This window comes from Paraburkholderia sp. (assembly GCF_036488795.1).
Classification (GTDB): domain Bacteria; phylum Pseudomonadota; class Gammaproteobacteria; order Burkholderiales; family Burkholderiaceae; genus Paraburkholderia.
Genome location: NZ_DASXHA010000061.1, coordinates 16,923 through 30,428 on the forward strand (window position 1 = coordinate 16,923; position 13,506 = coordinate 30,428).

Below are 13,506 nucleotides of genomic sequence, written 5' to 3' on the forward strand. Positions count from 1 at the left end.
GATTACGCGCCGAATGTTCGTGAAGACCCTCCCGGTCCTCGCTTCGGCGCTGGGCGCCGTACCCGGGCCGATCCCGGCGAGCGAGAACGCGTCCAAGGTGAGCCTTGTCGTGGGAAATAGCGCTTACCCTCGCATGCAATTGCGCAACGCTGTGAACGACGCTCGCGACGTGAGCGCCTTGCTGGCGTCTGCGGGTTTCACCGTAGACCTCCAGCTGGAAGTCACGCGGAGCGCGTTCATCGAAGCCATTCAGCGTTTCGGCAGCGCCGTGCAACGCAGTGGTACCAAGCTCGCAGTTTTTTATTACGCGGGGCACGGCGTACAACTCGATTGGCGAAACTACCTGCTGCCTGTGGATGCGCAAGTCAGTACGGGCGCAGAACTGAAGTCCCAATGCATCGACATCGGTCTGTTGCTCGACACGTTCGCCGCTGCGAAGGACACGAATCACGTGGCGATTCTCGATGCCTGCCGCAACGATCCATTTGGCGGCAGCTACAAGCCGGCTCAATCCGGCTTGAGTCAGGTGGATGCGCCCGTCGGAAGCCTGCTTGCGTATTCGACGTCACCCGGCAGTGTCGCATTCGATGGCGAGCGAAAAAACGGCCTCTATACCGGACATCTCATCCGCGAGTGGTCGCGTCACGACGCAAACCTGGAGAACGCGCTCAAGCGTGTCCGCCTGAACGTGCGGCTCGAGTCGCAAGGCAAACAGGTTCCCTGGGAGTCCACTTCGCTGGAGAGCGACATCTTCATCTTCGACGGCGGACGCAAGCAACTGACTGATGCCGAGCTGGAAAACTACGTAAGGGAGGATCTGGCCGCCTGGGAGCGCATCAAGTCTTCGCAGAACGCCGACGACTGGGTTGAGTATCTGCGCACGTTTCCTGATGGACGGTTCGCGGAAATCGCGCAGTTCCGCCTGACGCAGTTCCTCGCGCTCAGGCCGGCGATATCTGCCGCCTCAACCGCCACGCCGGCGAGCGCCTCGAATACTTCTGTGAATGCCCTCAATACGCTCGTCCCGGTGGTGCCTCCAACTTCAACGCCGGACACAGCTTCGCTCCCTTCTCAAACGGCGCCAATGAACGCACCCAAGTCGATCGCGTCAGCGGCTACGGAAACCGCTAGTGCCCCGGAGACTGCAGAGGCAGTCGCGATTATCATCGCGCAAGGCAAACCCGCGCCCAGGCTCACGACGGCATCGCAGAATCCGTATTCGGCAGGACGCTTTACCTTGGGACGCCTTTATTCCGTTGACGACGAAGTCACCTATCGTATCAGCGACATTCTCACCGGCCTCGAAACGTCTCGCCTGCGCATTCGCATCACGCGCGTCGATGAGCAGGCAGATCTTGTCGAAGGCGACGACGGGCGCTGGATGTTCGACTCGATGGGCAACGAGATTGTGAACCCCTCCTACGGAAGGAGCGACGTTCCCGCGCAAACGGTACCCGCGGAGCTGCAAATCGGAAAGAAGTGGAGCGCAGCATGGACAGCCGTTCATCCTCAAAGAGGAGCTCGCACTTTCAGGCTGAACCTCGTTATTACGGCGCGCGAAACGACACGGGTTTCGGAGGTGGACTTTGATGCCTTTCGCATTGAAGCCCGCGGCAATCTGATTTACCCCGACGGATCTTTTAGACGGCTCGAGCGACGTTACTGGATCGTGCCGGGGCTCAATTTTGCGGTCAAGGCGGAATCCGTTGCCTATACCACGGCGTCGCTCATACCGGCGGTCGTCGAGCGCCGGGAGCTGATCTCACTGCGCCAGCATAAGGTTGGTCAACTCACCGGTTAAATCCCGGACCCATCCGGGGGAGCCAGTTCCGCAGACGAAAGCACGCCAATCGAGGCACAATGGCCGCCTGCCGATTCCGACCTGTTCACCACGAAGCGCCAATGCCCACCCATCTCACATCCGCCACCGCATCAAAGTTCGCCAACCTCGCGCTGGACCATCTCACCCGCGAATATCCGAACAAGCTGACGCATGCGCTTGCCGGTCCGCAAGATGTGCAGGGCCCGCGCACACTGCATCCGATCTTTTACGGCAGCTACGACTGGCATTCATGCGTGCATGGCTACTGGCTGATTCTTCATCTGCTCGAGCGCTTTGCGGATCTGCCTGAAGCAGCGCGCATCGTCGCCGTGGTTGACGAGCATTTCACCGACGCCAACGTCGCCGGCGAATGCGCCTATCTAGGCCTGCCGCACAATCGCGGCTTCGAGCGTCCTTATGGATGGGCCTGGCTACTCGCTCTATCCGCGCAGATCGACGCGCTCAAAGTGCCGCAAGCCGCGCGCTGGAGCCAGACCTTCGCGCCGCTAACCGAAGTATTTGTGGAACGCTTCGAAGAATTTCTGCCTAAAGCCACCTATCCGCTACGGGTCGGCACGCACTTCAACATGGCATTTGCGTTGGCATTGACGCTCGATTTCGCGCACCGGACTTCGCGTGATTCGCTAGCCGCATTGGTCATTGAAACGTCGAAGCGTTGGTATCTGAACGACGTCGCCTGCCAGGCGTGGGAGCCGGCCGGCGACGAGTTTTTGTCACCGTCGCTGATGGAGGCCGAATTGATGCGACGGGTGTTGCCGGGCGAGCAATTCGTCGCATGGTTCGGCGCATTTTTGCCGGCTCTTGCCGCTCGCCAGCCAGCGACGTTATTCGAACCGGTCACCGTGACCGATCGCAGCGACGGCAAGATCGCTCACCTCGACGGTCTCAATCTCAGCCGTGCCTGGTGCCAACGCTCGCTGGCCCGCGCGCTGCCCGCAGACGATGCTCGACACTCCGTGCTGATCGACACCGCCGAGCGCCATCTCGACAGCGCGCTCGCCCATGTTGCGGGAGACTATATGGGCGAACATTGGCTTGCGACGTTTGCCACGCTCGCACTCGAGGCATAAGCGACCCTTCAGTAAACAGTCGACACAATTGTGTCGGAACTCGGCGTGAGTGCGTCTTTCTTAAGTGTATCGAGGGAGAAGATCATGCTTCGCACTATCGCTGCGCTTGGAACGGCTGCCATTCTCACCGGCTCGCTGACTGCGTGTGTCGCGCCAGGTTACGGCTATCCGTACTACGGCCAGGCAGGTTACCCGGACTACACAGACTACGGATACGGATACGGATACGGCGGCTACGGGTATGAACCGGCCTACGGTTCAGTCAGCGTATGGGGCGGCGGCGGTGGTGGCTGCTGTTACTACAATCATCCGCACGGTTACTGGCATGGCGGCGACGGTCATTGGCATGGCGGAGATGGCTGGCATGGTCACGACGGCGGCGGTCACTGGCCAGGTGGCGGCGGACATGGTGGAGGTGGAAGCGGCTCGGGTGGACATGGCCATTAGTCTGCAGAATAAGGCTTGTTTTCCAGGTCCAGATCGAGTTTTTGCAGATGCGCGTTGAAACGCCTAACGGTGTTGCAAATTCTTGACACCGTTATTGCGCGCTGCGGCTAATATGACGCCCTGTTCCTCAACACGGTCAATCGACCAGAAACGAAAGCGCCATGAAGAAAATCCTGTTTGCCCTTACCCTCACCGCCCTCACGCTCGGCGTCGTCACATCCGCTTCGGCGGCTGAGTACGACCATCATCACCATCCGGTGTGCCATAAGGTGAAGGTGCATCATCATTGGGAAAAGCGCTGCCATTAAGGCGGACGGCAAACACCCACAAGAGCGCTCCTCGCGCGATCCGCGGATAAAAATCCGCGGATAAAAAATCCGCAGATAGAACGCAGATAAAAAAATGGCCGCAGATCGCTCTGCGGCCATTCTGTATGTGCGGCTTCACCCCACCGCTTTCTTATCACTAGCGCCGACTTCTGGCGCGGCCCCGTTTAGATCATCCCCGTGCTTATGATTAGCAACACTTAGTTACGTTTGGTTACAGTCTAGCCGCTCGGCCAGTGTTTGCCATTATGGTTTTCCTCAATACGCAGAGCGGCCCAGTCCCCCGAAAGCATTCATTTTCCTTTCATTGTTTCACTGGTGTTTAACACAGCTTGTCATCTGACGAAATTCATCTACAGTATTAATCAGACAAAACAAAGATAGCGTTGAACCAAATTCAACTCACGGGGGGTTGGGCATGCTGACGCTGATCGATCAGGACATTGCGCATATTGCGCGTGTCATGAAGCCTTCGTTGTGTGGAGATCTGGGTGGTCCAATCCTGCCAGCCGAGTATTGGCGCAAACGCCTTTATCGTCTTCTCGACGCCAATCACGTCACAAAGAAACAGCTCTGTTCCATCGACGACCTGCTGCTGCAGCTCGACGAACTGGATGCGGCCATCACGCACAGCAAATCCACGGCCGGCATCTAGCCTACCCGGCAACGGATCGTTTTAGCGCTTTATGCCACCTGGCTAATGAGGCGTGGCGTCTGCTCAGCCGGTGGGCTGTGGGTTGTCCAACCTCGGGTTGTCCGCGCCGGGTTGTCCACCCAATACGCGCACGGTATCATTCCCCGCGAAAGTCTGGATGCGGGCCGCTCTGCCGGACACAACGGGGCTTGTGATGAAATGAGCCCGCCACGCGTGAGCGCAAACGAGTCTTCCATAGAACGGTCACCTCGAGTGGCCGTTGCTTTTTTTTGGCTCGCCGCCTTCTTGCGATCAATCGCACGCGCTGCGCACCAGAGCATCTGGTATGGCCCTGGCTTGTTTGCGCGACCGATCTGGCCGCGCCCACGAACAGCGCCTGAAACACCTCAATCGATCAACCTCTGCCTTTTACCGCCATGGATATCCACAAGCAACTCGCCGCTCTCACCACGTCCGAACTGCAAACGGCCGGCGCCAGTCAGGCAACTGCGATTGCCGTCAGCGTGCTGCTGCGTCATTTGCAATCACCGGACCTGTCGAAACTGCTCACGAGCGCTTTCGAAAACCATCAAGCTGTCATGCTGCAGACGCCCTGGCCCGATCAGATGTTGCAATCCTTCGAAGCAACGCGTCGCTTTCTTGAAGGCGCAGCAAAACCGTTACCCGCGGATAACGCCCAACAGCAAGGTAACGCGGAATAAAGACTCGAACCTGGGCTCACGGTTGCGGTCCGGATTCGCACTTAAGCTGCCTTGAAAACGGCACGGCTTCGAGCGACACGTTCCGCCCGAAGCCGTTGATACAGCAACCACGCAACTACAACTACAACTACAACTACAACCACAGCTACAACACCGAAACCTCTTCCAGACGGACCGCTGAACCCGGTCGCACTAAATCGTCGCGTTCGATGCCGTCCGCCGCTTTCCCACCGACCGGCGCTGCAACACTGCACGATGCTCCGAGCGGTCCATCAGCTTCTGAATCGTCACACGCGCCACCGCGCGCTGCGTCCTTCTGGCGAAGTGCGCGAGATGCTTTCTAGGCGCCGAATGACGCGCCCACATCAGCGCTGCAATCCATCCAATCACCGTCCAGCCAAGCAACACGTTGACCAGCGTGATGGCAAACGCATCGTCACGTTGACGCGCATCCGCTTCGATCGCCGGAATCATGTAGACCGTAAACACGCCGAGGACCACGACGCCTTGAAAAATGTGCCACATTCCATCACCTCGCTATTCGAGCGCTTTTCCAGAGCAGGCGCATCTCACGCCTGCCCTATGAGGATCAGTGGCCGCGGTAAAGACTGCGCGTGCTGGGTGCCAACTGGGCTGCGCCCGACTGCGACGAGCCATCGGTCACACCGCCGTAAGCCGACTCAGCCGATGCGTTGTTCACACTGTTGGTGCTCGAATCGTTGCGTTCGGCGGCAATCGCTTGCGCGCTCTGTCCGCGTTGCGAAACCGGCGCACCAGCCGACGGACGATAAAACGGCGCCGGGCCGTAACCGCTTGCGAAAGCCGGCGCTGCGAGGGACGCCGAAACCGCGACGAGCAATGCTGCAATCAATCTGGTCTTCATGATGGGACTCCACTCGGATATCGAATTACTGGGACGCTGCCTGTCGATCAGTGCAGCGTTAGATTGATAGTGAGTTTAGGCGAGACCTATTGAAAGTCTATGTCGATAGAGTGAAATCACAGTTGGCGGAATTCGAACAATTAGCCGGACGCGCCTTGCATGCCCCCGTTGCGGTGCGGTGCTAGCATCCCGAGGGCGCCGGCCGCCGTGAGGCACAGCGAGCGCGCAAGTCGACGCGCCCCAAGGCAAACGCAGGAGCGAACCGCAAGATGCCAGCACTCGCAGGTAATCCGGACAGTCCGGGCAATATCGCGCAGCGCGTCTTCGCTGACGGTGCGCTTTCAATTGGCTTGAACTTGCCGCTGCTACAGAACGGCAACATCGTTGCGGATTTCGGCGAGCAGGTCGCGCTGGCGAAACTCGCTGATTCGCTCGGCTTCCGCGCGCTATGGGTTCGAGACGTCCCGCTCAACAGCGCCGACTATCCGGACCCGGTCGGGCATCTCGATCCATGGGTTTTGCTCGGCGCGCTAGCGTCGAACACGGCGAACATCGCGCTCGTTAGCGGCGCGATCGTGCTGACGCTGCGACATCCGCTGCATATCGCCAAGGGTGCTATTTCGGTCGGCAACCTGTCCCGGGGACGCTTTATCCTCGGCCTCGGCTCAGGAGACCGTCCGCCCGAATATGCGGCGTTCGGCGCGGATTCCGCACAACGGCGCGATCTGTATCGCCGTCATTGGGACGTCGTTGCGGCGGCGCTGGGTCCGCAACCGCGCGTGCTCGCGGATCAGACGCCGCCGGACTCCCCTGAGTTTTTTCTGCTGCCGCGCCCGGCCGAATCGGTGTCGATGCTGGCGGTCGGTTCGGGCGGACAAAGCGTCGACTGGATTGCGCGCCATGCGATCGGCTGGATGACCTATCACCGCGAGCCCGACGCGCAGCGCGCACGCTACAGCATGTGGCGCGCCGCCGTCGACCGGCTCGGCACACCGGCTTTTCGTGCGTTTGGCGTGGCCATGCGACTCGATCTGAGCGCCGACGCCGATGAACCCGCGACCGCACTGTCACTTGGATATCGTAGCGGCCGTCACGCATTATCCGGACTACTACGCGATATGCGGGCTCACGGTACGCATCATGTGAGTCTGAACCTCAGCTCCGGGCGTCCATCGCGCGAGGTCCTGGAAGAACTGGCTGCGGAGGTGTTGCCGGAGTTTCATGCGCAGGCCTAGCCCGCTTTCTCACGAGCACAGCCCGCGCCGGCACACAACCTCTTAGTCCCGCTGCGGCGCGCCAAGCGGAAAAAACGGGCGATACGGACGGGCCTCGTCCACCGCACGCGCAAACGAAGGTCGCGCCAGCAGCCGCTGCCTGAACGCAATCACGTTGCGCAACGACGGGTTGATGCGATGAGTCCAGTCCGCGTAGAACAATGACGGCGCGGCCGCGCAATCGGCCAGACTGAAGCTGTCGCCGCCGGCCCACTCGCGCCCCGCCATCACGCCGTCCAGCCAGGTGTATGCCGCGTCGAGCATTTCACGCGCCCGAGCGGCGCCGTATGGGTCGCGGTCGGCTTCGGGGCGCAGGCTGTTGAATACGATCGTCTGGACCGGCGTCGAGATGTAATTGTCGAAAAAGCGGTCCATGCTGCGCACTTCCAGCGCGGCGCGCGCGTCGGCGGGCAGCATCGGCGCGGGTCCGGGATGGTACAGCCCGAGATGCTCGATGATGATGCTCGACTCGATCACCGTGCGCCCCGCATCCACCAGCACCGGAAAACGCTTGAGCGGCCACAACGCCGTGAGCTCTTCCATGGCCCGCGGATTCTCCTGCGACAGCATGCAGAATTCGAACGGTGTCCGGTTTTCATACAGCGCAATCAGCACTTTTTGGCAGTATGAGGAAAAAGGATGGGCGTAAAGCTTCAAACTCATCGCGGTTCACCTTGTTTCAGGAGGTCGGAACTGCCCCGGCAGAGGCAGGCGGAACGACTGCTTTACCTGACGACGAACCAAACCGGGCGGAATCGACATGTGTTCACACGCGTTTTAGCCCACTGTTTTGCGCAATCGGCTAACCTGCGCGACGCCAGGCACGCGAATCATCGGATAATGGCCTTTCCTGATCACTCAACGAAGGAGCGCCCGCGATGTCCGCCTCAATTCCCAAAGTGCCCCGTGTGCTGCTGACCAATGACGATGGCATCGACGCGCCCGGTCTTGCCGTGCTCGAAGCTGTTGCGGCCGAACTCGCGGATGAAGTCTGGGTGGTCGCACCCGAGCACGATCAGAGCGGCACATCGCATTCGATCAGCCTGCATTCGCCGCTGCGGGTGAGCCAACAGGGCGAACGGCGCTTCGGCGTGGTGGGCACGCCGGGCGACTGCGTGGTGATGGCCGCCCGTCATCTGATGCGCGACGCACCGCCTGCGCTGGTCCTCTCCGGCATCAATCGCGGCGGCAATCTCGGCGTCGAGACGATGTTCTCCGGCACCGTCGGCGCCGCGATGACGGGCCTGCTGCTCGGCCTGCCGTCGATCGCCTTGAGCCAGACCTTCAGCAACGCCAGCCACGTGCGCTGGGACACGGCACGCGCGCTCGCGCCTGGCGTGATCCGCCAGCTACTCGCCATTTCGCATGACGCGCCGACCTGTCTGAACGTCAACTTCCCGGATGTGGATGCCGCTAGCGCCGGACCGCTCACGCCGACCAACCAGGGTGTCGGTCTGGTGGAAGGCATTGAGGTGCTGCCGCAGGTCGATCCGCGAGGTCTGCCCTATCATTGGCTGCGCTTTCAACGCGGGCCGCGCGCAAATGCGCCGGATAGCGAAACGGCCGTGGTGGCGTCAGGCCGGGTGTCCGTCACACCGCTTTATTTCGATCGTACCGACGAACGCACGCTGGCCGCGCTGAACGCGGCGTTGCAAAGCGGGCGTTGAATCAGGAAGCGTCGCTCACCTGCGGCGTTTCAACCGGCAGCACCAGACGCACCCACAAACCGCCTTCCGGATGATTGCCCAGCACCAGATTGGCGCCGCTGCGGCGCGCCAGCCGCGCGACGACCGACAGCCCCAGTCCCCAGTGGCGACCATGACGCTGCTGAGGCGCGCCAAGCCGGACGAACGGTTTGGTCGCCGCCGCCATTTCGCTTTCGCGAATGCCAGGACCATGGTCGCGCACGCTGAGGAGCCATCCTCGGCGCTCGCGTGAGGTCCTGATTTCGATGGGCGGCGTGCCGTATTCGAGCGCGTTATCGACGAGATTGGTCATCAGGCGCTCCAGTAGCGGGCGCGCCATCATGAACTGCGGCCCCGCCTTCAGATCGCAGGCGAACAACGTGCCATCCATCGTGCCGATCATCGAGAAGCGGTCACGCAGGAAGCCATCGACGGATACGAGCGGACCGTCTCCACTCGCGCATCCGGCAATTTCCAGCAGTTGCTGCGCGATATCCGTGAACGAATCGATGTCCTCGACGAATGCGACCCGCTTGTGCCATTCGCTGACTTCGAGCGCGCGGCTTCGCAGACGCGCCGCCTGGTGTTCCATATGCTGCGCGAGCGCCGCCAGCGCCGCGGCCTGCTCCTCGAACGCCTGATTGCGGCGCCGGAGCATTTCGTTGAACGCCCGCACCATGCGGCGCAATTCGCCTGGGCCTTCCTCGCCGATTGCCGCAGCAAGGCAGCGGCCGCTGGCCGATGCGCGCGCCGCCTGCGTCACCTCGTGCAACGGTCGTTGCAGCTGGCGGATACCGAAAATCGCGAAGCCGAGGACCACCAGAGAGATCAGCCACTCCGCGAAGGCAAAGCGGGAATCGAGTGCAAACGCCGGCGCCGGCTCAGACCATCCTGCGTCGGGCCACAGTGCCTCGGTCCAGGAAGGATCCGCGCCCGCGACAGTGCCCTGAGGACCGTCTGATAGAGACGCCCCTGTTGTGCTCATATCGAGCATCGTGCCGGATGTGGGCACTTCATAGACCGGCGAGCGAAAGTCGACGAGCCTGGGCCGTCCGGCCAGATCGGGCTTCATCACGGCGGCCACCAGGGCAACGGGCCTTACCGGCACCGCCGCGGCCGGCCCGTCCCCGAACAGGCCGGGACCGTTCGACACGTGAGGCTGCTGCAAACGGGTGTCATCGCGCATTGCACGGTCGTGCTCGCACAGCAGCGACATGCCCAGGTGCACAGAGAGCAGCACCGCCACCGACAGCAATATGGTTCTTACAAACAGGGTATTCAACGATTCCTCTTCGTCCTTTTCATTGTCAGCCGGAACATGCGCAGGACAAACCTGCCGAGGCATTCCGTTCGTCAAGTGCGACTCCGCCTCGAAGCGGAATCAGGGCATTGAGCTACCTGAATATTGGGCAACATAGGCTAAAGAATCTGCTGCTACGTCCGTTAACATCAATAAGCCCGCTCCCGGAGAAGCGAGGCGCATCAAAAACACTGGCACGTCGATAGTCCCTTGCGCGGGCGTCATTAGAACCTACGAATAAGCACCTTGGGAACCCAAGTGCTTACAAAAACTTTCCAATAATTTCATGACGCGGTAACAAGAGCCGTCCGTGCTGCAGTCAGCATGAGCAAATAACGAAAATGGCTTTGGGCCGGGCACGCGTGACACAGTAGCATCGCGTCTTTGCCGGCAGTCTTTGCATGTCCACTCCGATTGCGTCCAAGCCCAGCGTCACCACCACAAGCGGGCCGGTCAGGCCCGTCATCCGCTCGGCGGCCGACGTCTCCAACCTCGTCAATCGCGGTGCGGCTGCAGGCAGCGATGCCCGCATTGTCGTGGCTATCGCGCTGGGCGGCGTGTTCCTCGACGCCTACGATCTCGGCGCCCTGGCATTTGGCCTGAAGGACGTCGCGCGCGAATTTTCGCTGACGCCGACGGGCACGGGCCTCGTCGCATCCGCGATTACTTTTGGCGCGATCGTCGGTGCATTCTTCGGCGGCTTCCTCACGGACAAGATCGGCCGCTACCGCGTTTTCATGGCGGACATGTTCTTCTTCGTGATCGCAGCGCTCGCCTGCGCTATCGCCCCCAATGCATGGGTGCTGGGCGGCGCGCGCTTCGTGATGGGTCTCGGTGTCGGCATTGACCTGCCGGTCGCGATGGCGTTCCTCGCCGAATTCTCGCGACTTTCGGGGCGCGGCAACAAGGCCGCGCGGATTGCGACGTGGTGCCCCGTCTGGTACGCCGCGATCAGCATTTCGTATCTATTGGTGCTGACGTTCTATGCGACGCTGCCTGCAAGCCATGCTCATTTGCTGTGGCGTTTGATCCTCGGATTCGGCGCGCTGCCGGCCATTGCGATCATCGCCGTGCGCAGCCGCTATATCAGCGAATCACCGGTGTGGGCCGCCAACCAGGGCGATCTGGCAGGCGCGGCACGCATCCTCAAGCGTTCGTATGGCATCGACGCGGACGTGGCGGTGCAGGATGCACCGGCCGCGGCGAGCCGTGCGCCGGTGCGCAGCGCGTCATGGAAGAACTACGGTGCGTTGCTGCGCGGCGTCTATTTGCGACGCACGGTGCTGGCGACGGTGATCGGCGTCGCATCGTCGTTCGCCTATAACGCCGTGGCATTCGGCTTGCCGGTCATCCTGTCGAGCTTCCTCGCGCAGTCCATGCTCACGACGATTCTCGCCTCACTGGTGCTCAATCTCGGCTTTGCCTTCGTCGGCGGTCTGATCGCCGTGCGCATCGTCCCCCGGGTGGGCGCGTGGAAGCTGACGGTGCTGGGCTACGTGCTGCAGTCGATTGCGCTGATTGGCCTCGCCATCGTCGGACGGCCGTCGGCCACGGCAGAGGTGGTCGCCGCCGTCGCGCTGCTCGCGACCTTCCTGCTCGGCCAGGGCGTCGGCGCCGGCTCACACAGCATGACCTTCGCGTCGTTGAGCTACCCGACTTCGTTGCGCGGCGTCGGCGTGGGCTTCAATCAGACCTTGATGCGCGCCAGCTCCACCGTTTCGCTGTTCCTGTTCCCGGTGCTCGCCGCGGCGTTGAGCACGCGGGTTTTCTGGATCATCGCCATCGCACCGCTGTGCGGCCTCGCGGCACTCCTCGCCATCCGCTGGGAGCCGTCGGGTTATGACGTGGACGCGGAAGACTTTCAGATGTCGGCCACGCCTCGCAATACGTGAGCTGTGCTCACGGAGAATGGACCGTCGTGTGTGCGGATTTTGAAAAGAACATTGTGTAGCATCGGATTCCTCGATCTGAGGAGTACGCCACCATGAACACGCCCACAACGCCGCAGGATAATCCGCAAGACGACAAGCATCATTTGCGGTTTCATCTGCCGCATGCCCACCTGTCGTCAGTCTTCGGCGACGATTGGTTCGCCCTGAAGGCGGAGCGTTTTGCCCGCTTCTTCGGAACGCCTACGTTCCTTGTGGCGCAAACGGTGATTGTGGCCGTGTGGATAGGGTTGAACGTTGCGGGGCTGACCAAATTCGACGTTTATCCCTTCATCCTTTTGAATCTCGCCTTCAGTCTGCAGGCGGCATACGCTGCTCCTCTAATCTTGCTCGCGCAAACGCGCCAGGCAGACCGGGACAAGGCGAGTGCCGACGCAGACGCTCGCCACCGTGAAGATATCGCCAGGGCAAACGAACAGCGCCAGATTCAGACTGCGGAACAAACCGCGCAGCTGCTTTTGCTGGTTGAGCAGAACACCCGGTTGACGGAGATGACCAAACAACTGAGCGAGCGTATTGAAACACTGACGCTCGAGCTTCACGACAAGCTGGCATCCACCGGTACGAAGGCTTAAAGCTCAGAGCCGCGCAACGATTCGACTCACCTCGAGCCGAAGCGCAGCGGATGGTCATCGTCGATAGCGGGTTCGCCAATCTGCACAATCGTCGAACGGGCAAGACCGGGACGGACGCCATAGCGTTGCCTTTGCAGTTGCAGCACCCAGCTTCGCTAAAGGGAATCGGACGGTTCACGTGGACAGTCAACCCCAGACCTGCCGTCAGGTCATATCACGCATGCCTAGCCTGATGAACCCGCCTCGCGGCGCCCCTGTTCCTCAACGGTATAGATAGCCTCAGGCATGGCCTCGAGCCGCGCCTTGGGAATCGGCGCAGCACTTTCGTCGGACAAGCCGTAGGTGCCCTCGTCGATCTTCTGCAGTGCACGCTGGATATCTCCAATGCGCTGATTGTTCACGTCACGCAGCGACTGGTTGATTTCGTCGCGTGCCATGTCCTGCGCATCGTCCTCGTATTCCCTGGCTTCGTCGCCGTGGTCTTGCCCGGATGCCTGCTCGTCCGCGATCGTGGTTTCCTCGCCCCCCAGCAGCTCCCGGCGCATTGCTTCGAGGCGCGTGCGCTGCTGCGCAATGAACGCCTCACTCAAGCCACTCTGTTGATCCGGCATGATGCTCTCCCTTACCTTGACAGGTCCAGTTCTCCCCAGTCGACATTGCGCCCGCAATCGCGTGGAGTGTCGGCTTCTTCAGGTTAACGTAGAAATCGGCTTCCTGTATTTCCGGCACCTCTGGCGAGTCGAGATTCAATCAAGCGAATCACCGGAACAGATTTCCTCATACGAACACGCGGATTCA

The 13,506-nt window shown here is 61.1% G+C and carries 15 protein-coding genes; 10 read left to right on the forward strand and 5 right to left on the reverse strand.

The window, feature by feature from the left end; genetic code table 11:
* The first annotated feature begins 13 nt into the window (after window positions 1-13).
* The 6 genes from VGH41_RS07660 to VGH41_RS07685 all read left to right on the forward strand — a co-directional run bounded on the left by VGH41_RS07660 (window position 14) and on the right by VGH41_RS07685 (window position 5,042).
* Window positions 14-1,801, forward strand: a complete 1,788-nt coding sequence (locus VGH41_RS07660; protein WP_331596764.1) for a caspase family protein — start codon at window positions 14-16, stop codon at window positions 1,799-1,801.
* A 101-nt stretch (window positions 1,802-1,902) separates the two neighbouring features.
* Window positions 1,903-2,913: a DUF2891 domain-containing protein gene (locus VGH41_RS07665; RefSeq protein ID WP_331596765.1), complete on the forward strand. Its 1,011-nt coding sequence runs from the start codon at window positions 1,903-1,905 to the stop codon at window positions 2,911-2,913.
* 84 nt (window positions 2,914-2,997) lie between these two features.
* Window positions 2,998-3,360, forward strand: coding sequence for a hypothetical protein (locus tag VGH41_RS07670; RefSeq protein ID WP_331596766.1), 363 nt, complete (start codon window positions 2,998-3,000; stop codon window positions 3,358-3,360).
* Between the two features lie 161 nt (window positions 3,361-3,521).
* Window positions 3,522-3,668 carry a hypothetical protein gene (locus tag VGH41_RS07675; RefSeq protein WP_331596767.1) on the forward strand — a complete coding sequence of 49 codons (147 nt, stop codon included), beginning with the start codon at window positions 3,522-3,524 and terminating at the stop codon, window positions 3,666-3,668.
* A gap of 436 nt (window positions 3,669-4,104) precedes the next feature.
* Window positions 4,105-4,341: a hypothetical protein gene (locus tag VGH41_RS07680; RefSeq protein WP_331596768.1), complete on the forward strand. Its 237-nt coding sequence runs from the start codon at window positions 4,105-4,107 to the stop codon at window positions 4,339-4,341.
* 416 nt (window positions 4,342-4,757) lie between these two features.
* A complete protein-coding gene (locus tag VGH41_RS07685) occupies window positions 4,758-5,042 on the forward strand; it encodes a hypothetical protein (RefSeq protein ID WP_331596769.1) in 285 nt (94 codons plus the stop codon).
* A 192-nt stretch (window positions 5,043-5,234) separates the two neighbouring features.
* Here VGH41_RS07685 and VGH41_RS07690 read toward each other — a convergent pair whose 3' ends face one another.
* The gene (locus VGH41_RS07690) at window positions 5,235-5,567 is read right to left on the reverse strand and encodes a superinfection immunity protein (RefSeq protein ID WP_331596770.1); all 333 of its coding nucleotides are present in this window, start codon (window positions 5,565-5,567) and stop codon (window positions 5,235-5,237) included.
* 64 nt (window positions 5,568-5,631) lie between these two features.
* On the reverse strand, window positions 5,632-5,925 hold the full coding sequence (locus VGH41_RS07695) for a hypothetical protein (RefSeq protein WP_331596771.1): 294 nt from the start codon (window positions 5,923-5,925) through the stop codon (window positions 5,632-5,634).
* A 269-nt stretch (window positions 5,926-6,194) separates the two neighbouring features.
* On the opposite strand from VGH41_RS07695, the gene VGH41_RS07700 reads away from it, so the two are divergent.
* Window positions 6,195-7,160: a TIGR03571 family LLM class oxidoreductase gene (locus tag VGH41_RS07700; protein ID WP_331596772.1), complete on the forward strand. Its 966-nt coding sequence runs from the start codon at window positions 6,195-6,197 to the stop codon at window positions 7,158-7,160.
* A 42-nt stretch (window positions 7,161-7,202) separates the two neighbouring features.
* Here VGH41_RS07700 and VGH41_RS07705 read toward each other — a convergent pair whose 3' ends face one another.
* A complete protein-coding gene (locus tag VGH41_RS07705; RefSeq protein WP_331596773.1) occupies window positions 7,203-7,862 on the reverse strand; it encodes a glutathione S-transferase family protein in 660 nt (219 codons plus the stop codon).
* Between the two features lie 215 nt (window positions 7,863-8,077).
* Between VGH41_RS07705 and surE the strand changes: the two genes are divergently transcribed.
* Window positions 8,078-8,866 carry a 5'/3'-nucleotidase SurE gene (gene surE, locus VGH41_RS07710; protein ID WP_331596774.1) on the forward strand — a complete coding sequence of 263 codons (789 nt, stop codon included), beginning with the start codon at window positions 8,078-8,080 and terminating at the stop codon, window positions 8,864-8,866.
* A gap of 1 nt (window position 8,867) precedes the next feature.
* On the opposite strand, the gene VGH41_RS07715 is transcribed toward surE, so the two are convergent.
* Window positions 8,868-10,166, reverse strand: coding sequence for a HAMP domain-containing sensor histidine kinase (locus VGH41_RS07715; protein WP_331596775.1), 1,299 nt, complete (start codon window positions 10,164-10,166; stop codon window positions 8,868-8,870).
* Between the two features lie 419 nt (window positions 10,167-10,585).
* Between VGH41_RS07715 and VGH41_RS07720 the strand changes: the two genes are divergently transcribed.
* Both VGH41_RS07720 and VGH41_RS07725 read left to right on the forward strand, forming a co-directional pair.
* Window positions 10,586-12,076 (forward strand): MFS transporter, encoded by a 1,491-nt coding sequence (locus VGH41_RS07720; protein ID WP_331596776.1) that lies wholly within the window; start codon window positions 10,586-10,588, stop codon window positions 12,074-12,076.
* 92 nt (window positions 12,077-12,168) lie between these two features.
* Window positions 12,169-12,708, forward strand: a complete 540-nt coding sequence (locus VGH41_RS07725) for a DUF1003 domain-containing protein (RefSeq protein WP_331596777.1) — start codon at window positions 12,169-12,171, stop codon at window positions 12,706-12,708.
* Between the two features lie 224 nt (window positions 12,709-12,932).
* Here VGH41_RS07725 and VGH41_RS07730 read toward each other — a convergent pair whose 3' ends face one another.
* Entirely contained in the window at window positions 12,933-13,319 is a 387-nt protein-coding gene (locus VGH41_RS07730; protein WP_331596778.1) for a TraR/DksA family transcriptional regulator, read from the reverse strand.
* Window positions 13,320-13,506: the final 187 nt, after the last annotated feature.